The 24,522-nt window shown below is 48.6% G+C and carries 11 protein-coding genes, 1 tRNA gene and 2 rRNA genes; 13 read left to right on the forward strand and 1 reads right to left on the reverse strand.

The features are described 5' to 3' along the window. Window positions 1–268 precede the first annotated feature (268 nt). The 10 genes from ACX9NY_RS27050 (at window position 269) to ligA (ending at window position 17,380) form a co-directional block, all read left to right on the forward strand. Window positions 269–2,782, forward strand: coding sequence for a U32 family peptidase (locus tag ACX9NY_RS27050; RefSeq protein ID WP_472476153.1), 2,514 nt, complete (start codon window positions 269–271; stop codon window positions 2,780–2,782). A gap of 105 nt (window positions 2,783–2,887) precedes the next feature. After that, window positions 2,888–6,538, forward strand: coding sequence for a DEAD/DEAH box helicase (locus ACX9NY_RS27055; protein ID WP_472476155.1), 3,651 nt, complete (start codon window positions 2,888–2,890; stop codon window positions 6,536–6,538). 335 nt (window positions 6,539–6,873) lie between these two features. Then, window positions 6,874–7,752 carry a UTP--glucose-1-phosphate uridylyltransferase GalU gene (galU, locus tag ACX9NY_RS27060; RefSeq protein WP_472476157.1) on the forward strand — a complete coding sequence of 293 codons (879 nt, stop codon included), beginning with the start codon at window positions 6,874–6,876 and terminating at the stop codon, window positions 7,750–7,752. Between the two features lie 180 nt (window positions 7,753–7,932). Continuing rightward, a complete protein-coding gene (gene rfbC / locus ACX9NY_RS27065; protein ID WP_472476159.1) occupies window positions 7,933–8,481 on the forward strand; it encodes a dTDP-4-dehydrorhamnose 3,5-epimerase in 549 nt (182 codons plus the stop codon). Between the two features lie 54 nt (window positions 8,482–8,535). After that, complete coding sequence (gene rfbB, locus ACX9NY_RS27070) at window positions 8,536–9,561, forward strand: dTDP-glucose 4,6-dehydratase (RefSeq protein WP_339238052.1); 1,026 nt, start codon at window positions 8,536–8,538, stop codon at window positions 9,559–9,561. Beyond that, complete coding sequence (gene rfbD, locus ACX9NY_RS27075; RefSeq protein ID WP_472476161.1) at window positions 9,558–10,439, forward strand: dTDP-4-dehydrorhamnose reductase; 882 nt, start codon at window positions 9,558–9,560, stop codon at window positions 10,437–10,439. Before rfbB ends, rfbD begins: the two co-directional genes overlap by 4 nt. Window positions 10,440–10,572: 133 nt before the next feature. Then, complete coding sequence (locus ACX9NY_RS27080) at window positions 10,573–11,448, forward strand: phosphatidylinositol-specific phospholipase C/glycerophosphodiester phosphodiesterase family protein (protein WP_339238048.1); 876 nt, start codon at window positions 10,573–10,575, stop codon at window positions 11,446–11,448. A gap of 187 nt (window positions 11,449–11,635) precedes the next feature. After that, window positions 11,636–12,322, forward strand: coding sequence for a heptaprenylglyceryl phosphate synthase (pcrB, locus tag ACX9NY_RS27085; RefSeq protein ID WP_446723795.1), 687 nt, complete (start codon window positions 11,636–11,638; stop codon window positions 12,320–12,322). A 393-nt stretch (window positions 12,323–12,715) separates the two neighbouring features. Continuing rightward, window positions 12,716–15,070 carry a DNA helicase PcrA gene (gene pcrA / locus ACX9NY_RS27090; RefSeq protein ID WP_339238044.1) on the forward strand — a complete coding sequence of 785 codons (2,355 nt, stop codon included), beginning with the start codon at window positions 12,716–12,718 and terminating at the stop codon, window positions 15,068–15,070. Window positions 15,071–15,358: 288 nt separating this feature from the next. Continuing rightward, complete coding sequence (gene ligA / locus ACX9NY_RS27095; protein WP_342571144.1) at window positions 15,359–17,380, forward strand: NAD-dependent DNA ligase LigA; 2,022 nt, start codon at window positions 15,359–15,361, stop codon at window positions 17,378–17,380. Between the two features lie 128 nt (window positions 17,381–17,508). On the opposite strand, the gene ACX9NY_RS27100 is transcribed toward ligA, so the two are convergent. Continuing rightward, a complete protein-coding gene (locus ACX9NY_RS27100; protein WP_472476164.1) occupies window positions 17,509–18,882 on the reverse strand; it encodes a molybdopterin-dependent oxidoreductase in 1,374 nt (457 codons plus the stop codon). A 723-nt stretch (window positions 18,883–19,605) separates the two neighbouring features. On the opposite strand from ACX9NY_RS27100, the gene ACX9NY_RS27105 reads away from it, so the two are divergent. The 3 genes from ACX9NY_RS27105 (at window position 19,606) to ACX9NY_RS27115 (ending at window position 24,483) form a co-directional block, all read left to right on the forward strand. After that, a 16S ribosomal RNA gene (locus ACX9NY_RS27105) occupies window positions 19,606–21,157 on the forward strand. 107 nt (window positions 21,158–21,264) lie between these two features. Further along, window positions 21,265–21,340 (forward strand) — tRNA-Ala (locus tag ACX9NY_RS27110). Window positions 21,341–21,556: 216 nt separating this feature from the next. After that, window positions 21,557–24,483: ribosomal RNA gene (locus ACX9NY_RS27115) — 23S ribosomal RNA — on the forward strand. The 16S and 23S rRNA genes sit together here with 1 tRNA gene alongside, the layout of an rRNA operon. Window positions 24,484–24,522: the final 39 nt, after the last annotated feature.

The raw sequence follows: 24,522 nt of genomic DNA on the forward strand, positions 1-24,522 counted from the left end.
AAATGGTAAACGGTTTTTTCAGGAAAACGTAGAAGAGTCGGTGCAGAAGTGGTACACTATACTAGTTCAGGAGTTATGACTGCTGATCTGGTAAATATGAATGACTGTAAGCTTGGAGTTCAGGCAATACAGACATAATAGATAGATATGGTAATACTTTGACAATGCAGGTGTACCCGATAAGGTGCAGTCTCAAGCTTAGTATGTTCAGGCGCTTAAGGATATAGGGATGAAATCCGGCGGATAGCCGGCTATGGGGAGGATCTACATGAAAACAGCAACAATACGAAGAGAAGACGTTGAACTTCTGGCACCTGCTGGTGACTGGGATTGTATGCGTTCGGCGGTAGCCAATGGCGCAGATGCAATTTTCTTCGGAGTCGAAAAGTTTAATGCACGGGCACGGGCGAACAATTTCCGCATGGACGAGCTGCCGGAGATTATGGCGTTTTTGCACAGTTATGGCGTAAAAGGTTTCTTGACCTTTAATATATTGATTTTTGAAAATGAATTGACGGATGCCAAAGAACTTATTGATGCATGTGTCGATGCAGGTGTAGACGCTGTAATTGTTCAGGATTTGGGTCTGGTGAAGATGATCCGCGAGATCTCGCCGGATTTCCCGATTCACGGTTCAACACAGATGACGATTACGTCACCGGAAGCGGTCGAGTTTACGAAGCCGTTTGATATGGAACGTGTCGTTCTGGGACGGGAGAACAACCTGAAGCAGATCCAGAAAATCGGCGAACAAGCGAAGCTTCCCATGGAAGTATTCGTTCACGGTGCGCTGTGTGTCTCATACTCGGGGCAATGTCTGACTTCCGAAATGTGGGGAGGACGTTCGGCGAACCGCGGGGAGTGCGCACAAGCTTGTCGTCTTCCATACGACCTAATGGTGGATGGAGTGCACAAGCCGATGGGTGATGTAGCCTATCTGTTGTCTCCGAAGGATCTGGCAGCGATTGATCTGATGCCGGAACTGATCGAAGCAGGAGTGACTTCTTTCAAAATTGAAGGACGTCTCAAAACGCCGGAATACGTTGCAAACGTGGTAAGCAAATATCGTAAAGCGATTGACCGTTATTTTGATGGAGATAACACACCGCCAAGCAAGGAAGAAGTACGCGAATTGCAGCAAAGCTTCTCCCGTGGATTCACGCATGGTTTCCTGAGCGGTACAAACAACAAAGAACTGGTGGATGGAACGTTTCCGAAAAGCCGTGGTGTCTACCTTGGTCGTGTAGATCAAGTGTTGCGCGATGGTGTGGTCCTGAAGCTGGATGCACCCGTGAAACGTGGAGACGGGATCGTATTTGACGCTGGAGACCCAACGAAGAAGGAAGAAGGCGGACGGGTATACGATGTGCGTCGCAAAGGTGTAAAACTCGAAGGCGAAGCCGAAGAGGGCTGGATCGTTGACGTTGTGCCAGGCCGTAGTGACGTGGATCTGCGCCGCGTGAAAGTTGGCGACAAAGTGTGGAAAACGAATGACCCGGCGCTGGACAAACGTCTGCGTCAAAGCTTTGAGACCGAGAAACCGTTCCGTGTATTCCCCGTGAAGGTGAAGGTCATCGGCAGCCCAGGCCAGCCGCTTAGCACCTGGTGGACAGACGTGCAGAAAGGTACGACTGTCCGGATTGATTCCGCGATGGAACTGGACATTGCACAGAAGCGTCCAATGACACATGAATTGCTCGAAGAGCAGTTCGGACGTCTGGGAGGCACCGTGTTCCAGTTGGAGGGAATGGACGTCAACTTGCACGGTGATGTCATCATCCCGATGCGCGAGTTGAATAACATTCGCCGTCAGGCTGTAGAACAACTTGCGGGTGAACGTCCTAAACCACCTGTCTACGTGAAACGGGCGGTCGATGTGTACGGCGATTCGGTTAAACCGGCATCGCCAGTCGCTCGCGGTCAAGCCGAGTTGACCGCGCTCTGTCGCAGCCTGCCACAAGTGGAGGCAGCGATTGAAGCCGGAATCGGCATGATCTATGCCGACTTCGAGTTTATCAAGCAGTTCCCGGCAGCTGTGGAAGCTGTGCATGCCGCTGGTCGCAAGATCGCGCTGGCAACACCGCGTATTCACATGCCTGGGGAGAACGGTTATCACAACAACATCCTGCGTCTGAAGCCGGATGCGGTATTGGTACGTAATACAGGTGCACTGTACTTCTACCTTCGCCACCGGATGGAAAACCCGGATGCAACGCACCCGGAGCTGATCGGCGACTTCTCATTGAACATCGCCAATCACAAAGCCGTTGAATTGTTCCTGGAAGCCGGATGTGACTGGATTACGCCATCCTATGACCTGAACATTCAACAAATGGTTGATTTGCTGGGCCACTCCCGTACAAGTCAGACCGAAGTGGTTATCCATCAGCATTTGCCGATGTTCCACACCGAGCACTGTGTATATTGTACGTTTATGAGTGAGGGAACGGACTATACGAACTGTGGACGTCCTTGTGAGGAACAACGTGCATCCCTGCAAGACCGAATTGGTATGTCTCACCCGGTACGTGTGGATGAAGGCTGCCGTAATACGGTATACAATGCAGTGGAGCAGTCAGGTGCCGAGTATCTGACCAACTTTATGGATCTGGGTGTATCGCGCTACCGTGTGGAATTCCTCGAAGAGACACCGGAGCAGGTACGCGAAGTCATTGATCTGTACAACCGTGCACTGCGCGGTGAGATCAGTGGTACACAAGTGTGGAAAACACTCAAAGCAACGAACCAACTGGGCGTTACACGTGGTCAATTGGTGAAATAATTAGATTGTATGGTACAACAACAGTTACAGCATGAAGGAACCCCAATCTCTGCTTCAAGGAGCTCTTGGGGTTTTTTTACATCATGACACAGGAGGCGAAGAAGCGTGGCGCCATTCACAATTATGGATATCAAATTGCTGTGCGGGGTCACGGCATTCAAGCGCGGAGAAGATTATAACCAATCTGGCAGGGTGACCAATCTGGTGGTCAGTAAGGATCAGCTCCATTATGAAGCACAGGTGCGTGGATCGGAGCGCTATCAGGTGACCGTGGATATAGATGGAACGGGTGAGGTTGTGGCAGGCTGCAGTTGTCCAGGTGACGGCAGGCATTATGACTATTGCAAACATGTGGCTGCTGTCCTATTGGCTATTCACGAATGGGGTGAGCAGCAGGAGCGCAATGCCACAGTTGCCTCGGGGAAGACTCCTCAACCTGCTACAGGCCAAGGGGCCAATACCCATTCCAGCACATTTTCCAAGTCCAGGGTCGGGACGCTGGTCGAAGAGAGCAAGTGGGAGCGCCCCCAGCCTGATTCACAACGTGAGCAACTGAATGTTGCTCCAGAGCGTGCTCCGGTTCATTTTGCCCAAGCAGGTCGGCCAAGCTCAGCTTCGGGGTGGGGCCGCTCGGCAGATAAACCTTCTTATCGTACGGCGGATCAGATTCTGTCCATGTTTGCCAAGGACCGGAGACCGCTGCATGGAAATGACCGTAAATACACTGCCCCAGTTAACCGATCCTCCCTGCGGGAAGAGTTACAGGTTCAGTTTATATGCAAGCTGATACAGGTTCATAAGGGTGGGGGGAAACTTGCTCTTGAACTGAAAGTGGGAAACAAACGTCTGTATGTGGTGCAAAAAGTGAAGCAGTTCCTGAATTGCATTGAAAAGGGCGAGCCAATGTCATTTACCAAGCTATTTCACTATGATCCATTGATGCATGTGTTTACTCCGCAGGATCAGGCCATACTCTCGATGCTTATTCGAATGAGGCAGAGTGAAGAGGCCTATCGCGAATCCATTTCCGGTTATTTGGGGGCTTCGGACGGACGGGACATACTGATTGCGCCACTCGTATGGAAGCCGCTGCTGGAATTGCTACTACAGGCCGACAGTCGGATGGAGGGTACAGGATTTGCTAATGGACCACTCACGCTCGGTGAGGGTGTATTACCTTTGTTTTACCGGATCGCCCAGGGAACGAATGAAGGGTATCAGCTTGAGATTTCCGGACTGCGTGAGCTGATTCTTCTCCCTGCTTATGATGCTGCTGTGGTGGAAGGACAGTTGCACATGTTGGAGCCGATGCAGATGCGAAGTCTCGAGGACTTGAGTGCCGCACTCACTTCATATGGGATCAAGGAAAGCATTGATATTTCGACCCAGCAGGTGGATGAGTTTGTACAGCATGTCGTGCCAGAACTGCGTACGCTTGGACATCTGTCCATTGATTCGCAGGTGCGTGAACAGATCGCGGAACCGGAACTTTCACCGAAGTTATACATCGACTTTTACCGTGAACGTATTACAGCGCGTCTGGAATTCGACTATGAGGTCATGGTTATTAATCCGCTGGCAGAGTACTTGATAGATGAAGAAGAGAAAAAGGTTATTTTGGTGCGTGATCGATACAAAGAGCGAAACTTGATTGAACGACTTGATCGATCCTTTCTCGAAAGAGACGGTAGTGTTTGGGCGAGCGAACGGGAAGATGCCATCTATGATGTCATGTACCATCTGCTGCCTGAGCTTGAGAAACAGGTCGAGATCTATATGCCAAACGCCGTGAAGGCAATGGTGCAATCCTATCCGACGCCGCCGAAAGTACGAGCAGATTTGGGAAGAGGATTGGACTGGCTGGAGATTTCATTTGAGATGGAAGGTGTGAACGAGCAGGAGCTTCAGGAACTTATGCGCCGCATTGTGGAAAAGAAACCATATTTCCGTCTCAAGAGCGGAGTCTTTCTCTCGCTTGAAAATGAAGGTGCAGACAGCTTCGCCCACATGGCTGATTCGCTTGGACTTGGAGCAGATGACATCAAGAGCAGCCATATCCGGCTGCCAGCTGTTCGGGCGTTGCAATTGCCAGGCAGGGATGAGGTTTCAGGACATGTGAAGTGGGGAGGTTCTCTGAAACGTTTCCTCGATGATCTCCGAGATCCCGAGCGGATGGATTTTGCATTACCGGGGCCTCTGACCCCCATACTGCGGGACTATCAGAACAGCGGATACCAGTGGCTGCGTACCCTCGCTTATTATCGGTTTGGTGGCATTCTGGCGGATGATATGGGACTTGGCAAAACGTTGCAAAGTATCGCCTATATCACAGCGGTACTTCAAGAGAAGCCCGAGTACAATACGGACAATGCGGACGTTGATAAATACCGGGAGAGTGGCTCATTATGGGGCGGTGAAACGTTGGCGACTGCCGGCATTGATCCCGAAACTGGGCTCCCTTTGGATAAGATGACTTCAGAGAATACGGATGGCTCATGGTCCACGATGCAGCAGGATGGATTGACGGTCCGAACGAAGGTTATTCATCCTCCGGTACTTGTCGTGGCCCCTGCTTCGCTGACCTATAACTGGGCGAATGAGTTTGCGAGGTTTGCCCCGCATCTGAACGTCTTGATCGCAGCCGGGCAGAAAGAAGAACGAGCCAATATGCTTTCAGGCATGGATGAGGTAGATGTGATTGTTACATCGTATCCTTTGTTACGTCGGGATCTGGACACCTACCTTGGCCGAACATTTCATACACTCATTCTGGATGAAGCTCAGGCGATTAAAAATGCTTCTTCCCAGACTGCACAGGCAGTGAAACAAATTCAGGCACCGCGCCGTTTTGCACTCACAGGCACACCTGTGGAGAACTCGCTGGATGAATTGTGGTCCATTTTCGAAGCGGTATTCCCTGGACTGTTTCCAAGCTACAGAAGATTCCGCGACCTTCCTCCGGAACGGATCTCGCGGATGGTACGTCCGTTTATTCTGCGCCGCCTGAAAAAGGATGTGCTGGAAGAATTGCCTGATCGAATTGAAACGGTACAGCGGTCAGAGCTTACGGTTGAACAGAAGAAACTGTACGCCGCATACCTTTCCCAGCTTCAGGATGAAGCATCGAAGGACATGGAGGATAATGGATTCCAGAAGAATCGTATCAAAATTCTAGCAGGCATCACCCGTTTGCGTCAGTTGTGCTGCCATCCGGCCCTCTTTGTCGAAGGCTATCAAGGCGATTCTGGGAAAATGGAGCAGTTGCTTGAAACGGTCGAGGATTGTTTGGCCGCAGGCAAACGTATTCTTATTTTCTCCCAATTCGCGAGCATGTTGAACCTGATTCGTCAGACGCTCACGGCACAGGGAAGAAACCTGTTTTACCTCGATGGTCAGACCCCTGCGCAGAGCCGTGTCGAGATGTGCCACAGATTTAATGAGGGTGAAGCTGAACTGTTCTTAATCTCCCTGAAAGCAGGCGGTACCGGACTAAACTTAACGGGGGCAGATACCGTTATATTATATGATCTGTGGTGGAATCCCGCGGTGGAAGAGCAGGCGATTGGCCGTGCCCATCGTATGGGACAGAAACAGGTGGTGCAAGTCATCCGCTTGGTTACCGAAGGTACAATCGAAGAGAAGATTCTGGAACTCCAGCAACGGAAGAAGGACTTGATTGCCGAAGTGATCGAGCCAGGAGATGGCGGATCAACGACCCTATCCGAACAGGATATCCGCGAATTGTTGATGGTATAATGAAGTCCAAGCATCGTAGCAATAAGAATCATTAAATATATGAAACTATACAAGATGGACTAATGATTTACGCGAGAAACGTAGAGGACAGAAAAAAACTGGAGAAGCGGAGCTACAAGCTTTCTGCAAGAAAGCTACTTCGAAAGCGTACACTTCGCCTAAAAGCTTTCTGAAAGAAAGCTGCATCGGAAGCATATGTTACCACCAGATTTTAACCTTTGTAAAAGTGAATTAAAAAATCGGGGGATAACAGCGATCGGAAGGTTGTTCTGTTATCGTAGTGTCAGTGTAAATAACTTTTAGTTCAACTTGTTTAGCAAAAGGAGTAGGTTCGTGTGCGTATTCGCAAAGCGATTATTCCAGCCGCAGGGCTGGGTACCCGGTTTCTGCCTGCCACCAAGGCGATGCCTAAGGAAATGCTGCCCATCGTGGACAAGCCAACGATCCAGTACATTATTGAAGAAGCCGTTGCTTCAGGTATTGAAGATATCATTATTGTGACAGGTAAAGGGAAGCGGGCCATCGAAGATCACTTCGACTATTCTTTTGAGCTGGAACAGAATCTGGCGGACAAACAGAAGTGGGACTTGCTTAACGAAGTACGCAGACCCTCCGAGATGGCAGATATCCATTATATCCGTCAAAAGGAACCGAAGGGACTTGGTCACGCCATCTGGTGCGCCCGCAAGTTTATCGGCAACGAGCCTTTTGCCGTCCTGCTAGGGGACGACATCGTGGAATCGGACCATCCCTGTCTGAAGCAGATGATCGAGGTCTACGATGAATTGCAATCTCCGATTGTTGGTGTACAGCCAGTTGATTGGAATGAGGTATCTCGCTACGGGATTGTGGACGGAGAGTTGTTGACCCCTACCGATGATCGTGTCTTTCGTGCTCGCCGCCTAATTGAGAAACCAAAAACTGAAGATTCTCCATCCAACCTGGCTATTATGGGACGTTACATTCTTACACCGGATATTTTTGAAATACTAGGTCAACAATCTGCTGGCGTTGGGGGCGAAATTCAGCTCACGGATGCCTTGTCCCGATTGAATGAACAGCGGCAGATTATCGCGTATCATTTTGATGGACTGCGTCATGATGTTGGCGAGAAGCTGGGTTTTATTGAAACGTCGATTCACTACGCATTGCAGCGCCCGGATCTGCGGAAAGATCTTTTGAAGTATTTGGAACAGGTTGTAAAGGGTCAATAATTGGTTACTGCATGTCCTTGAAGTCCAGCCGAAGAATGATATCGCGGCTGGGCTTTAATTTATTTTATGGAAGGGGAAATATGAGGATTATACAGGCCAATGAACAAACACTTACCTGACACTTTACATATACATAGTCAATATGAAGAAATGATGTCAACAGCAAAACGGAGGGATGTCATGAAGGTACTTCCGCTGTTTATGGATGGCGCTGCCATCTTGGAACCCAAGATTTATGGTGATCACCGTGGATATTTTATGGAGAGTTATAATGAGCAGGTTCTGCATGAACAGGGGATACAGCACGTCTTTATTCAGGACAATCAATCCTTGTCGGCTGAAGCAGGTGTTTTACGTGGGCTTCATTACCAGCTTCAGCCCAAAGCGCAAACTAAATTGGTGAGGGTTATATCTGGGGCTATATATGATGTGATCGTGGATGTCCGCACTTCATCCCCCACTTTTGGCCAATGGAAAAGTGTCATTCTAAGTGAGAACAACCAGCGGCAGCTGCTTGTTCCTCAAGGCTTTGCTCATGGATTCTGTACTTTGGTGCCTCATTCCCAGGTAACTTATAAGGTAGACGCCTATTATTCTCCTGAACATGACCGTGGAATTCTGTGGAACGATCCGGCACTCGCCATTGATTGGCCTGTGACGCAACCTATATTATCGGAGAAGGATCAGAAGCATCCTTTACTGAAAGATGCTGAACTGAATTTCGACTAATTAATCAGACTATTCAGATACTTCTGTATCTGGAGGCAGAGGGAGAGTGACAGCATGAAACTACTGGTTACGGGTGGGGCCGGATTTATCGGCAGCAACTTTGTGCTATATATGCTTCGTGAACATCCGAGTTATGAGATTATCAATGTGGATGCATTAACGTATGCGGGGAACTTGGAGAACTTGCATACGGTAGAGTCCAATCCCCGATATACCTTCATCCAAGCAGATATTGCAGATGTACAGCAGATGGAAACTGTTTTTTCCCAAGGCATCGATGTGGTTGTGAATTTCGCTGCCGAGTCTCATGTGGATCGAAGTATTCTGTCCCCGGATATCTTTGTACGTACCAATGTGATGGGTACTCAGGTTCTGCTGGATGCGGCAAAGAAATATCAAGTCACCAAATTTGTTCAGGTATCGACGGATGAGGTATATGGATCACTAGGTCCAACAGGTTTATTTACTGAAAATACACCTTTGATGCCAAACAGTCCTTACTCTGCAAGTAAAGCTGGCGGGGACCTGCTTGTAAGAGCCTATCATGAAACATTTGGACTTCCCGTAAATATTACACGTTGCTCCAATAACTATGGGCCTTTTCAATTCCCGGAGAAACTGATTCCGCTGATTATATCCCGGGCATTGAATGATGAAGCCATTCCGGTATATGGTGACGGGCTCAATATTCGTGACTGGCTTTATGTCGAGGATCACTGTAGCGCGATTGATCTGGTAATTCATAATGGACAATCTGGAGAAGTGTACAACATTGGTGGTAATAATGAACGTACTAATATATACATTGTGGAGAGCGTATTGGAGCAACTGGGTAAGCCAGCGAGTTTGATACAATATGTACAAGATCGGTTGGGACATGACCGACGTTACGGTATAGATCCTACCAAGATACGTACAGAGCTTGGCTGGCAACCCGCCCACAATTTTGAGACAGGGATCAAGGAGACGATCCAATGGTATCTGAAGCATCAAGACTGGTGGACGAGAATTCAATCAGGCACATATCAGGACTATGTTCAGCTTCAGTACGGTAAACGGATGGGTGATTCATCCAAATGAATTATAGAGTTATGGTGACTGGCGCAGCCGGACAGCTGGGTTATGATGTGGTGAAGACCTTCGAAGCAGAGGGTCATCAGGTATTGGCCTGTGACAAGAAGCAGATGGATATTACCGATCAACAGCAGTGCACAGATATAATTACAACGTTCCGACCGCACATCATTATTCATTGCGCTGCTTTTACGGCTGTCGATCAGGCTGAGGCAGATGAGGATACAGCATTCGCAATCAATGCATCAGGTACTAGAAATATTGCAGTTGCCGCCGAGAGTGTGAAAGCAAAGCTGGTATATATCAGTACCGATTATGTATTCGATGGGAGCGGGAGCACACCATACCAGGAGTTCGATGTAACGAATCCACAGAGTGTTTATGGCAAGTCGAAGCTTGCCGGGGAACGGCTGGTTCAAAGTTTGTGTACGCAATGGTTTATCATTCGAACATCATGGGTGTTTGGCGTGCATGGCAGTAATTTTGTCAAAACCATGCTGGAACTTATGGTGAAGCGTCCACAACTTCAAGTGGTTCATGACCAACAAGGTTCACCTACCTATACGGTGGATCTTGCCCGATTCATCCATCTCCTTTCCGTAAGTGAAAAGTATGGCATCTATCATGCTTCCAATTCAGGAACTTGCACATGGTACGAGTTTGCAAAGGTAATAAGAGAAGAAGCCAGTAAGCAGAGTGTATTCGAGCCTACAGCCGAACTTACACCATGCGCAACTGAACAGTTTCCGCGTCCTGCCCCTCGTCCTGCATACTCGGTCATGGATCATTTGGCGATTCGAACGAACGGTCTGCAACCTCTGAGACACTGGCGTGAGGCGCTGATTGCATTTTTGAATGAGTTGAGTGTACAGCAAAAGGACTGAGCATGTTGATGGTCCGCTATTTATCTAAAATATATCCTCTATTTAACAGCCGCCTTCAAGCGGCTATTTTGTTTTACATCTCCTCAATTCGGGTAGTTAGCTAACAAAAAGGTACTGAGGATGTGAATGTGATATGAAACGCATTGCCGCCGTGTTAATACTACTGATCGTTACCGTAGGAACACTCTTTTTCGCCTATGAAAGCGAGAGTGAGGAACAACGGGACGGATTTACCGCTTATAGATTAATTGCCCATGCGATGGGCAGCATTCGGGATCAACCATATACCAACGCCTATGAAGCGATGATTGCCAATTACGAGAAAGGCACACGTGTTTTTGAGATCGACTTTATGCTGACCTCGGATCGCAAAGCCGTAGCCAGACATGAGTGGACCGCTAATATGAGCAAAATGCTAGGACAGGACCAAGAGCTTCCCGAGGAAAAACAAGCCGGGGCGCTGACACATGATGAGTTCATGAATACGCCTATTCTGGGTATGTACCAACCCATGGATGCCGACGGCATTATAGATGTACTGGCTAAATACCCGGATATGTATATCGTAACCGATACCAAAGAACAGAAGGATGAAGATATACAGCAGGTGTTAAGATCCCTCGTGGATGCTGCCAAAGAACATGATCCCTCCGTGCTTGATCGCGTGGTTGTACAGATCTACAACGAACCCATGCTTGAAACGGTGAAAGAAGTCTATGCATTCCCTTCCATTATCTATACGTTATACGCCACACAGGATACAGAAGATCAGGTTGTTGATTTTGTGCAAAAAAATGATATTGATGCCGTGACCATGCCGGAATATAAAGTAAACCAGAATTTTGTCGCCAAGCTTAATAGTGCAGGCTCAGTTACTTACGTGCACACCATCAATGACACTGAACAGGTGGCTAACTATGAGAAGTGGGGTGTGTATGGGGTTTACTCGGACGTGCTGACGGAGCAGGAACTGGATGAGATGAATACACGGTTTGCCTGGAAACCGTAAAATGTCGTAATTACAATCATTACAAAATCCAAATCACAGGCTTTTCCATACCAGAACAGGGAAATGTCTGTGATTTTCTGTTCCCCTTTTTATACGAACATTGACACTCACTGTCTGCTGACTTAGACTTAGTTTACAAGCTTTCTAGGATGCAGAAGAACCTCTGGAGGAATGTTCGTTGATAGACATGATTAAGCAGTGGAGACATGTATTTAAGCTTGACCCGGACCGGGAGATTACGGACGAAGAACTTGATCAGGTCTGCATGTCGGGGACCGATGCAATTATCGTCGGTGGATCTTCAGGAATTACTTATGATAACACGGTAGACCTGATGTCCCGTGTGCGTCGCTATGAGCTGCCCTGTGTGCTTGAAGTATCCGATCTGGAGGCTGTTGTTCCCGGGTTTGACGGATATCTGATCCCGATGGTGCTGAATGCAACGGACAGCAAATGGATGATTGGGCACCACCAGAAGGCTATAGAGCGTTACGGTTATCTGATCCCATGGGATCTGTTGATTGCCGAGGGTTATATTGTGCTTAATGCAAACTCCACGGTAGCGCGGTTGACGGGTGCGGATACGGATTTGACGACAGGAGCTGCGGTGGCATATGCCCAGGCTGCGGAACGTCTGCTCCATCTTCCTATTGTATACATGGAGTACAGCGGAACGTTCGGAGATATGGAGCTTGTTGGTGAGACACACGGACAATTGGAGCGGGCACATCTCATCTACGGCGGCGGAATTGATGATCCGGAGAAAGCCGCGCAAGCTGCTCAGGTTGCAGATACCATCGTGGTAGGCAACATTGTGTACAGCGATTTGAATAAGGCACTTGAGACGGTGCTGGCTGTAAAAGGAACCATTTAATCGGTTTAGTTTACCATTCCCCCATTTTCCCCTTATGATCTGTTAAAATAGAACTTTGCCCTTACTAAGTTTAAGAAGTTATATGAGCGTAATGTCGTTTACACGAGTAGGAAATTCGTATAAAGGAACTATGTTTACACAAAAACGAAGTTTTCTCTTTTTTTTTTACTACCCTTAAATATAAGCTAAACTAATTTTTACACGAGAACGCAGAGGACAGAAATAAGCTGGAGAAGCGGAGCGTTCGCCTTTATTACCGGATTTTCACCTTTGAAAAAGTAGATCGAAAAATCCGGGAATAACAGCGATCGGAGGATTATTCTGTCATCGGAGTGGCGAGTGTAACCTATTAATTTTGCTCTATAGACCAACCAACGAAAGGAGCATGCATGCATGCAACCTGTAAATATACATGATGCCGTTGCACGGCTTAACACCCCTCAACGGCAAGCCGTCGAGGCGACGGATGGCCCGCTGCTGATTATGGCCGGAGCGGGCTCCGGCAAGACCCGGGTGCTGACACACCGGATTGCCTATCTCATTGCAACACGGAAAGCACCTCCGTGGGGCATTTTAGCGATTACCTTTACGAATAAAGCCGCTCGTGAGATGCAGGATCGGGTTTCCCAACTGGTTGGTGGCTCCCAGGGCCGTGACATTTGGGTATCCACGTTCCACTCCATGTGCGTGCGTATTTTGCGACGTGATATTGAACGTATTGGCTTTACCTCCAACTTCAGTATTCTGGACTCATCGGACCAATTATCTGTTATTCGCAGCTGTATGAAAGACCAGAATATTGATACCAAGAAATTTGAACCCAAAGCAGTTCAATCGATGATGAGTACGGCCAAGAATGAACTGATCAGTCCGGAGCAATATGAGAAGCAGGCAGGAGACTATTTCGAGGGTATTGTAGCCAAAATATATAAGATGTATCAGAAACGGTTAAGAGCCAACAACTCACTCGATTTCGATGATCTTATTATGCAGACGATTCAACTGTTCAAGGAAGTACCGGAAGTCCTCGACTTTTATCAAAAGAAATTCCAGTACATTCACGTGGACGAGTATCAGGATACGAACCGTGCACAGTACATGCTGTGCCGCATGCTTGCTGACAGTCACCACCGCATCTGTGTTGTAGGGGATAGTGACCAGTCGATCTATCGCTGGCGCGGGGCCGATATCAGCAATATCCTGAACTTTGAGAAAGACTACCCAGAAGCAAATACGATTTTGCTGGAACAGAACTATCGTTCTACATCCAATATCCTGAACGCAGCGAATGAAGTGATCGGCCTGAATACAGGGCGTAAACCGAAGAAACTGTGGACGGACAAAGAGGGTGGTTCGAAGATCAAGGTGTACCGTGCGGATTCCGAACATGATGAGGGGTATTTTGTAACCTCCGAGATTAGTAAAAATGTGAAGAACGGCAAATCCTATCAAAACCATGCCATTTTGTACCGTACCAATGCCCAGTCCCGGGTTATAGAGGAAATTCTGATCAAGTCTGATATTCCGTATCAGATTGTTGGCGGCATCAAGTTCTATGATCGTAAAGAGATCAAGGACATTCTGGCGTACCTGCGCCTGTTATCCAACCCCGACGATGATATCAGTCTTACTCGGATCATTAATGTACCGAAACGCAGCATCGGGGATACAACAGTAGCGAAGCTGGCGGCTGCGGCAGGAGAGCGTGGAATTTCCATTTTCCGCGTGCTACAGGTTGTGGATGATCTTGGTTTTGCTGGACGTACGCGTAATGCGTTGGTGGAGTTCTATGACATGATTGCTGCGTTGCATCAGATGGTAGAATATCTGTCTGTAACTGAATTAACCGAGAAGATCCTTGAGATGAGTCAATATCGTCTTGAGATGCAAAATGAAAATACACTCGAATCTCGTGCACGGCTCGAGAACATTGATGAGTTCCTGTCGGTAACCATGGAATTTGAGAAAAATAATGAAGACAAAACGCTCGTATCGTTCCTCACCGATCTTGCATTGATTGCGGACATCGACAGCATGAACGATGATGAAGAGGATCAGAGCGATGCGGTTACCCTGATGACCATGCACAGTGCCAAAGGTCTGGAGTTCCCGGTTGTCTTTATCGTGGGTATGGAGGAAGGAGTCTTCCCGCACAGCCGTGCTTTTATGGATAATGAAGAGCTGGAAGAAGAACGCCGACTTGCATATGTAGGGATCACCCGTGCGGAAGAGCAACTTTTCCTGTCGTGTGCCCAGATGCGTACCTTGTTTGGACGCACCACCGCAAATCCACCTTCCCGCTTCCTGGACGAAATTCCGGATGAGCTGAAGGAAGACACCTCCATGGCTCGTGATCGTTACCGTCGTGGCAGTAGCGGAGGCGGCTCATATGGTGGACGTGGACTAGGTTCTAGTGGAGGAAGTAACTTCGGTGGTGGTACCAAGCTCTTTGATCACCAAAGCAAGAGTGGTTCATCTGCTACCTCATCCACGCCAACTTCGCGTGTGACTACAAGTACTTCCCGCCCGACATACTCTACGCCATCATCTGCTTCCAAGCCGGCAGCTTCGAATGGTGAAGCTGGGTTTAAGGCAGGAGACAAAGTGCAGCATGGCAAATGGGGGACAGGCACGATTGTTGCAGTCAAAGGGACAGGGAATGACACCGAACTGCAGATTGCATTCCCGGCTCCGGTTGGCGTGAAACGTTTGCTTGCCGGTTTTGCCCCGATTACCAAAGTAGAATAAGAACGAAACCTCCTTTTGCACGAAAACGGAGAGAACAGAAATAACTTGTAGAAGCTACGCGTTCGCCTTTATCCCCTGATTTCTACCTTTTAACATGAATTAAAAGAAATCTGGGGATAACAGCGATCGGAAAGTTGTTCTGTTATCGGAGTGTCAGTGTGGGTAATCATGAATTGAAATTATATAGTGACACCAGTGATTGAAAAGTTATTCTGTTATCGTTGTTCAAGTGCAATAGGAGTGTTCGTTCTACATATATAGATCAAATTAACGGAGGGATGGCCCTGTATGGACCCGATGCACCGGATGGAGCAACTCGTTACCGAGCTGAACCAGCATAATTATCAGTACTACACGATGGATCAGCCACAGATCAGCGATAAGGAGTATGATCTTCTGTACGACGAACTGGTTACGCTGGAACAGGAAAGCGGCATGGTTCTGCCTGATTCTCCAACACAGCGTGTGGGTGGTGAACTGCTCAAGGGATTTACCCCACATCGCCATTTATCCCCATTATGGAGTCTGGACAAAGCGCAAAATATTGAGCAGCTGCGCAGCTGGAATACCCGTGTACTGAAACTGATTAATGATTATAACAGTAAAAATCCCGATACGCCTTTACCGGAACCAGGTTATGTCATTGAGTTGAAGTTTGACGGATTGACGCTGAACCTGACGTACACCAACGGTGAGTTGGTGCAAGCCTCTACACGAGGGAACGGTACAGTAGGCGAAGGTATTTTGGCTCAAGTAAGAACGATCAGATCGGTTCCGCTCAAAATCCCTTACACAAGCGGCACAATTGAAGTACAGGGTGAAGGTATCATGAACCTGTCTGTCCTGGAGCGATACAACGAGACAGCGGCAGAACCGCTCAAGAATGCGCGGAATGCAGCAGCGGGAGCACTGCGTAACCTGAATCCAAAGGCGACGGCTGAGCGTAGACTGAATGCTTATTTCTATAACGTAGGTTATTCGGATGACATTCAGTTCGCCAATCATCAGCAGATGATGGATTTTTTGCGTGAGAACCGTTTCAAGGTGAATCCATCGATTACTTATTTCCATGAGTTTGATGATGTGATGGAACAATTGGCTGCGATTCAGGAGAACCGGGGTCAGTTAGACTATCTGATCGATGGAGCTGTTATCAAAATTACAGACATGCGTACCCGCGAGGTATTGGGTTATACCGATAAATTCCCTCGCTGGGCAGTGGCATATAAATTCGAGGCAGAAGAGACCACGACAGTTCTTAATGCTGTGGTATGGAATGTGGGACGTACTGGCAAAGTAACTCCGCTGGCACGCGTAGAACCGGTTGAACTTGCCGGGGTAACGGTACAGAACTGTACCCTGAACAATGTTGGCGATATTGAGCGCAAAAATCTGAAGTTCGCTCTGGGCACTCGGGTCTTTATTCGCCGCTCCAATGATGTCATTCCAGAAATTTTGGGTAAAGTGACTGAGGAAAGTGATGGCGAGGAGATCGTCTTCCCTGAGCAGTGCCCAGCATGTGGATTCCCGCTCGAGCAACGTGGAGCGCACCTGTTCTGTAACAACAGACTGGCATGTAAACCACAGACGGTGGCGCGTATTTCCCATTTTGCTTCCCGTGATGCCATGGACATTGAGACATTCAGTGAGAAAACAGCGATTCAGCTGTACGATGAATTGAACGTGCGTGAGCCTGCTGACCTGTATACGTTACAGTTTGATGATCTGGTGAAGCTGGAACGGTTTGGCGAAAAGAAAGCGAACAACCTTCTCGCTGCGCTAGAGCTCAGTAAGGATCGTGATCTGGCTTCGTTCTTATACTCACTGGGTATTCCGAACACGGGTAAATCCACCACACGTATGCTTGCGGATCATTACCGAGATCTGCACGCCATTATGAATGCAACCGTAGAAGAATTGGTTGAATTACCTGACGTTGGTGGTATTGTGGCGGAGAGTATCGTAACTTTCTTTGCAGATCCGTTTACCCAGGCTGCGATTGAGAAGATGCTCAACTTGGGTGTGAAAGCTCAGGCACCTGAGGTGTCAGAAGTTGTTGTTGTGGAAGATTCCTTCTTCAGTGGTAAAACGGTCGTCCTGACCGGAACGCTGCACCAATTGACGCGGGAAGAGGCGACGCAGAGACTGGAAGCGCTCGGAGCGAAGGTGACTGGTAGTGTATCGAAAAAGACAGATCTGGTGATTGCCGGAGAGAAGGCAGGTAGCAAATTGACCAAAGCTCATGATCTCGGTATTCCAACGATTGAGGATGAGGACGAACTTGTACGCCTTTTGAACCCACAGGGTTAGAGGATAAACGAACAAAAGAGTTTCTATAAGAAAGCCCCCGAAGACACGGATACGTGGTCGGGGGCTTTTGCTGTTATTGAAATGATTAATACAACGAATGAACAATCAATCAATTTTAACTGAACCGATCATGATCCAGTTATATTATTAGGGATGCGCTGAGATGCGCCTGTAAGCCATGCATCCTTGTCATATCCTCGCTCTTCCCAGTAACCAATATGTTCACTGTCGATGAGTTCAATGCGATTCAACCATTTTACTGATTTGTATGCATACATTTGAGGGATGACGAGCCGTACCGGACCGCCAAGATCAGCTGGGATGGGTTTGCCATCATGCATGACAGCCACCATAATATCCTCCATTTGTGCTTGATCCATTGTAATCGCATCTGTATACACACCATCACCGGAATAAAACTTCACACTATGAGCCTCGGGTTTGACCCCGGCTTGCTTCAAAAGCTGTGCAAGTGAAATCCCTTCCCAGGTATTTTTATACACAGACCATCCTGTTACACAGTGGAAATCACTAACCTGTACGGTACGCGCGAGCTTCACGAACTGTTCCCAGTTCCAGACCTGTGCCCGTTCAACCAATCCATCAATACGGAAAGACCAGTTAGCATTGGAGAAGGACGGTATGGGCGTAACCGTATATACGCGGAAATGACCTTCAGCTCCGCCTCCAATGGGAGGTGAAGATGCAGACAGCGGTTGTGGCAAAGGAACCATACGGTTAGGATCGTTCTCCAGCATACTGTCGATACTGTTATCAATTTTGAGATTGCGTCCTACCCAGGATATAAAAGTAGGTCCGAGTGTGACAGCAAGACCAACCCCCACTGCAGAACGGATGAAAGCTCGGCGTGTATACACAGGTTGAGGTCGCTGCTCTGGTTTGAGAGAATCTCTCTCGGGATTACGATCAAACTGGGAAGAAGATATAGCAGCCGGAGTTTCTTTTTCATCTAATATTGAATCAGATGGATCAGCTGCAATTTGAGCTCGTGTTGAAGTTGTAGTGGTTTTAACCGCACGACGTGCAGGGTCCTTTAACCATTTGGTCCGAGTTATTGAGTGATAGATAATATAAGGTAAGCCCACCCAAGTCAGCAGGTCATGGATCAAGAGTGCAGCATTCGACCATCGGGGTCCAGCCAGCTTGAACTGCCATAATACTATACCTGAGAGTAGCCATCCTACCAGCAGCGCAAGAACAAAGACGGTGTTCACCCTTTGCCAAGGTCTATTACGAAGCTGTTTCCAGTGCTTTACGGCCAAAATCAAGTAATATACGACGGGTGCCAGCATAGCTAGCCCAACGATGATATGCAGCCATTTTAACCATACACGCCCGATTCCAAGGATCTCACGCCAAAAGCCTCCAACTAACATAAGACCTGATATAGCAAGGATTACAACAATCCAGGCATTCCAAGCATGGATGGAAACCAACTTTTTGCCGTAACCTTTGCGTCTATTCTTCAGCCATTGTTTCAAGTGTGATCACCCCATATAGATTTAGTAATGAGTTTATTCAGAAATTGGTTATGTAATAGCCAGTTGTGAATGGAGTGCGATATCTGAGTTGAAAGTTCGTATGAGACAGTTAACGTATGTTTAGGAATTAACCACACCACATGAAGAGTTACATTTAATTGCTTACCTGTCCTATCCCTATATCTATATACCTTATTATAGAGTTTTTGGATCACTTTCTTCAAACCAACAGGAGGGCAAGGGTGTTATACCGATTGGGGCTCTAGCTAATCTTTATTTAGATCCTTATTATTCGTGGTTATAGAAGTATACAATGTATATAGAAATGATCGTTTCATTAGATATAGAGCAGCCTTTCTAAAATCTCCATCTTTGTTTCAGATATTGTGTTAATGTGTCGCATATAGGTTGGAAGCACGGTGCCGTTTAAGAAGATTTTATGATAATAGATGGTTGATAAAAAATGCTTGCTAAATAAATCATGACATGATATATTATTTCTTGTCGCTTCAAACGAATGATTGTCATAATCACTTGAAAGGTGACAAAAACAAAGTGTTGACAGTAAGTTAGTTAACATGATATGATAAGATTCCTGTCCGGTTGACAAACATCAACAAAAACGGACATACAAGTTCCTTGAAAACTGAACAAATGGATAGTAACTTTTGATTCACAATGAATCGTCAGATTCAAAATGAGCTTATCGCTCTTTTCAATACTTTATTGGAGAGTTTGATCCTGGCTCAGGACGAACGCTGGCGGCATGCCTAATACATGCAAGTCGAGCGGAGTTGATAGAAAGCTTGCTTTCTTGATGCTTAGCGGCGGACGGGTGAGTAACACGTAGGCAACCTGCCCTCAAGTTTGGGACAACTACCGGAAACGGTAGCTAATACCGAATAGTTGTTTCCTTCGCCTGAAGGAAACTGGAAAGACGGAGCAATCTGTCACTTGGGGATGGGCCTGCGGCGCATTAGCTAGTTGGTGGGGTAACGGCTCACCAAGGCGACGATGCGTAGCCGACCTGAGAGGGTGATCGGCCACACTGGGACTGAGACACGGCCCAGACTCCTACGGGAGGCAGCAGTAGGGAATCTTCCGCAATGGGCGAAAGCCTGACGGAGCAATGCCGCGTGAGTGATGAAGGTTTTCGGATCGTAAAGCTCTGTTGCCAGGGAAGAACGCTTGGGAGAGTAACTGCTCTCAAGGTGACGGTACCTGAGAAGAAAGCCCCGGCTAACTACGTGCCAGCAGCCGCGGTAATACGTAGGGGGCAAGCGTTGTCCGGAATTATTGGGCGTAAAGCGCGCGCAGGCGGTCATTTAAGTCTGGTGTTTAATCCCGGGGCTCAACCCCGGATCGCACTGGAAACTGGATGACTTGAGTGCAGAAGAGGAGAGTGGAATTCCACGTGTAGCGGTGAAATGCGTAGATATGTGGAGGAACACCAGTGGCGAAGGCGACTCTCTGGGCTGTAACTGACGCTGAGGCGCGAAAGCGTGGGGAGCAAACAGGATTAGATACCCTGGTAGTCCACGCCGTAAACGATGAGTGCTAGGTGTTAGGGGTTTCGATACCCTTGGTGCCGAAGTTAACACATTAAGCACTCCGCCTGGGGAGTACGGTCGCAAGACTGAAACTCAAAGGAATTGACGGGGACCCGCACAAGCAGTGGAGTATGTGGTTTAATTCGAAGCAACGCGAAGAACCTTACCAGGTCTTGACATCCCTCTGACCGGTACAGAGATGTACCTTTCCTTCGGGACAGAGGAGACAGGTGGTGCATGGTTGTCGTCAGCTCGTGTCGTGAGATGTTGGGTTAAGTCCCGCAACGAGCGCAACCCTTGATCTTAGTTGCCAGCATTTCGGATGGGCACTCTAAGGTGACTGCCGGTGACAAACCGGAGGAAGGTGGGGATGACGTCAAATCATCATGCCCCTTATGACCTGGGCTACACACGTACTACAATGGCCGGTACAACGGGCTGTGAAGCCGCGAGGTGGAACGAATCCTAAAAAGCCGGTCTCAGTTCGGATTGCAGGCTGCAACTCGCCTGCATGAAGTCGGAATTGCTAGTAATCGCGGATCAGCATGCCGCGGTGAATACGTTCCCGGGTCTTGTACACACCGCCCGTCACACCACGAGAGTTTATAACACCCGAAGTCGGTGGGGTAACCGCAAGGAGCCAGCCGCCGAAGGTGGGATAGATGATTGGGGTGAAGTCGTAACAAGGTAGCCGTATCGGAAGGTGCGGCTGGATCACCTCCTTTCTATGGAGAATCGTTTCCCGAGCGGAAACATTCAAATATGCAGGTTCTTAGAACCTGCAACAGCAACACAGTTACTTATCCATTTGTTCAGTTTTGATGGAATTTGAGGGGCCATAGCTCAGCTGGGAGAGCGCCTGCCTTGCAAGCAGGAGGTCAGCGGTTCGATCCCGCTTGGCTCCACCAAACAATTTCATCTATTTGGCTTGTTCTTTGAAAACTAGATATTGAAACGAAAGTAAATGCGAATTAGAACATTCCTTTTTTAGCTGAACTTGTGTATAACAAGTTTCAATAAAAACGGTAGTTAATTGCTGTTGCGATGGTATCGAGTGGGAGCGACTTTTGGCTTTGGACGCAGTCCAAAACAAGGGAAGCGAGCGATCGAAACCGGAGCAATTTGGTTAAGCTACTAAGAGCACACGGAGGATGCCTAGGCGCTAGGAGCCGATGAAGGACGTGGCGAACAACGAAACTGCCTCGGGGAGCTGTAAGCAAGCTTTGATCCGGGGGTGTCCGAATGGGGAAACCCAAGCTGGGGTAATTTCCAGTTACTCACAACTGAATACATAGGTTGTGTAGAGGCATACCAGGGGAACTGAAACATCTAAGTACCCTGAGGAAGAGAAAACAATAGTGATTCCGTCAGTAGCGGCGAGCGAACGCGGAGAAGCCCAAACCAGAGAGCTTGCTCTTTGGGGTTGTGGGACGTCTCACATGGAGTTACAAAGGAACCGGTTAAGCGAAGAGGTCTGGAAAGGCCCGCCAAAGAAGGTAAAAGCCCTGTAATTGAAAGTCTGTTCCCTCCGAGACGGATCCCGAGTAGTGCGGGGCACGTGAAACCCCGTATGAATCCGGCAGGACCATCTGCCAAGGCTAAATACTTCCTAGCGACCGATAGTGAAGCAGTACCGTGAGGGAAAGGTGAAAAGCACCCCGGAAGGGGAGTGAAATAGAACCTGAAACCGTGTGCTTACAAAAAGTCAGAGCCCGTTTTAGGGGTGATGGCGTGCCTTTTGTAGAATGAACCGGCGAGTTACGTTCCCGTGCAAGGTTAAGGTGAAGAGCCGGAGCCGCAGCGAAAGCGAGTCTGAATAGGGCGACATAGTACGTGGACGTAGACCCGAAACCGGGTGATCTACCCCTGTCCAGGGTGAAGGTGCGGTAACACGCACTGGAGGCCCGAACCCACGCACGTTGAAAAGTGCGGGGATGAGGTGGGGGTAGCGGAGAAATTCCAATCGAACTCGGAGATAGCTGGTTCTCCCCGAAATAGCTTTAGGGCTAGCCTCGGAAAACAGAGTCGTGGAGGTAGAGCACTGATTGGGTGCGGGGCCCGCAAGGGTTACCAAGCTCAGTCAAACTCCGAATGCCATAGACTTACTTCCGGGAGTCAGACAGTGAGTGCTAAGATCCATTGTCAAAAGGGAAACAGCCCAGACCATCAGCTAAGGTCCCCAAGTGTGTGTTAAGTGGGAAAGGATGTGGAGTTGCACAGACAACCAGGATGTTGGCTTAGAAGCAGCCACCATTGAAAGAGTGCGTAATAGCTCACTGGTCGAGTGACTCTGCGCCGAAAATGTAACGGGGCTAAACACACCACCGAAGCTATGGCTTGATGCTTGCATCAGGGGTAGGGGAGCGTTGTATAAGGGTTGAAGGTGTACCGTAAGGAGCGCTGGACATTATACAAGTGAGAATGCCGGTATGAGTAACGAAAAGATCAGTGAGAATCTGATCCGCCGAAAGCCTAAGGGTTCCTGAGGAAGGCTCGTCCGCTCAGGGTAAGTCGGGACCTAAGGCGAGGCCGAAAGGCGTAGTCGAAGGACAACAGGTCGAAATTCCTGTACCACCGTAAGCCGTTATGAGCAATGGGGGGACGCAGTAGGGTAGTGACGCGGACTGATGGATGTCCGTCTAAGCAGTGAGGCTGATGTGTAGGCAAATCCGCACATCATTAAGGCTGAGCTGTGATGGGGAGCGAAAATTGTAGTAGCGAAGGTCATGATCTCACACTGCCAAGAAAAGCCTCTAGCCAGGTGAAGGTGCCCGTACCGCAAACCGACACAGGTAGGCGAGAAGAGTATTCTAAGGCGCGCGGAAGAACTCTCGTTAAGGAACTCGGCAAAATGACCCCGTAACTTCGGGAGAAGGGGTGCCCCGGTAGTGTGAATAGCACGAGGGGGCCGCAGTGAAAAGGCCCAAGCGACTGTTTAGCAAAAACACAGGTCTGTGCGAAGCCGTAAGGCGAAGTATACGGGCTGACGCCTGCCCGGTGCTGGAAGGTTAAGGGGAGTGGTTAGGAGCAATCCGAAGCTGTGAACCGAAGCCCCAGTAAACGGCGGCCGTAACTATAACGGTCCTAAGGTAGCGAAATTCCTTGTCAGGTAAATTCTGACCCGCACGAATGGCGTAACGACTTGGGCGCTGTCTCAACGAGAGATCCGGTGAAATTTTAATACCTGTGAAGATGCAGGTTACCCGCGACAAGACGGAAAGACCCCATGGAGCTTTACTGCAGCTTGATATTGAATTTGGGTACGATCTGTACAGGATAGGTGGGAGCCTGAGAGACATGAGCGCCAGCTTGTGTGGAGGCAACGTTGGGATACCACCCTGATCGTATCTAGGTTCTAACCTGGTACCGTAATCCGGTGCGGGGACAGTGTCAGGTGGGCAGTTTGACTGGGGCGGTCGCCTCCTAAAGAGTAACGGAGGCGCCCAAAGGTTCCCTCAGAATGGTTGGAAATCATTCGAAGAGTGCAAAGGCATAAGGGAGCTTGACTGCGAGACCTACAAGTCGAGCAGGGACGAAAGTCGGGCTTAGTGATCCGGTGGTACCGCATGGAAGGGCCATCGCTCAACGGATAAAAGCTACCCTGGGGATAACAGGCTTATCTCCCCCAAGAGTCCACATCGACGGGGAGGTTTGGCACCTCGATGTCGGCTCATCGCATCCTGGGGCTGAAGTAGGTCCCAAGGGTTGGGCTGTTCGCCCATTAAAGCGGTACGCGAGCTGGGTTCAGAACGTCGTGAGACAGTTCGGTCCCTATCTGTCGTGGGCGTAGGAAATTTGAGAGGAGCTGTCCTTAGTACGAGAGGACCGGGATGGACGTACCGCTGGTGTACCAGTTGTTCCGCCAGGAGCACCGCTGGGTAGCTATGTACGGACGGGATAAACGCTGAAAGCATCTAAGCGTGAAGCCCCCCTCAAGATGAGATTTCCCAGTATGTAAGACCCCTTGAAGACGACGAGGTAGATAGGCTGGGGGTGGAAGTGCAGCAATGCATGGAGCTGACCAGTACTAATCGGTCGAGGGCTTATCCAAATATGCAAGTTGTAATTCGCATCTTTCGTTTCGAATCTA

This window comes from Paenibacillus sp. CB74 (genome assembly GCF_055687625.1).

Coding starts and splice junctions, on each gene's coding strand:
- rfbC (WP_472476159.1), top strand. CDS start 7,933: ATGAAGGTACTTCCGCTGTTTATGGATGGCGCTGCCATCTTGGAACCC.
- ligA (WP_342571144.1), top strand. CDS start 15,359: ATGGACCCGATGCACCGGATGGAGCAACTCGTTACCGAGCTGAACCAG.
- rfbB (WP_339238052.1), top strand. CDS start 8,536: ATGAAACTACTGGTTACGGGTGGGGCCGGATTTATCGGCAGCAACTTT.
- ACX9NY_RS27050 (WP_472476153.1), top strand. CDS start 269: ATGAAAACAGCAACAATACGAAGAGAAGACGTTGAACTTCTGGCACCT.
- pcrB (WP_446723795.1), top strand. CDS start 11,636: ATGATTAAGCAGTGGAGACATGTATTTAAGCTTGACCCGGACCGGGAG.
- ACX9NY_RS27080 (WP_339238048.1), top strand. CDS start 10,573: ATGAAACGCATTGCCGCCGTGTTAATACTACTGATCGTTACCGTAGGA.
- pcrA (WP_339238044.1), top strand. CDS start 12,716: ATGCAACCTGTAAATATACATGATGCCGTTGCACGGCTTAACACCCCT.
- rfbD (WP_472476161.1), top strand. CDS start 9,558: ATGAATTATAGAGTTATGGTGACTGGCGCAGCCGGACAGCTGGGTTAT.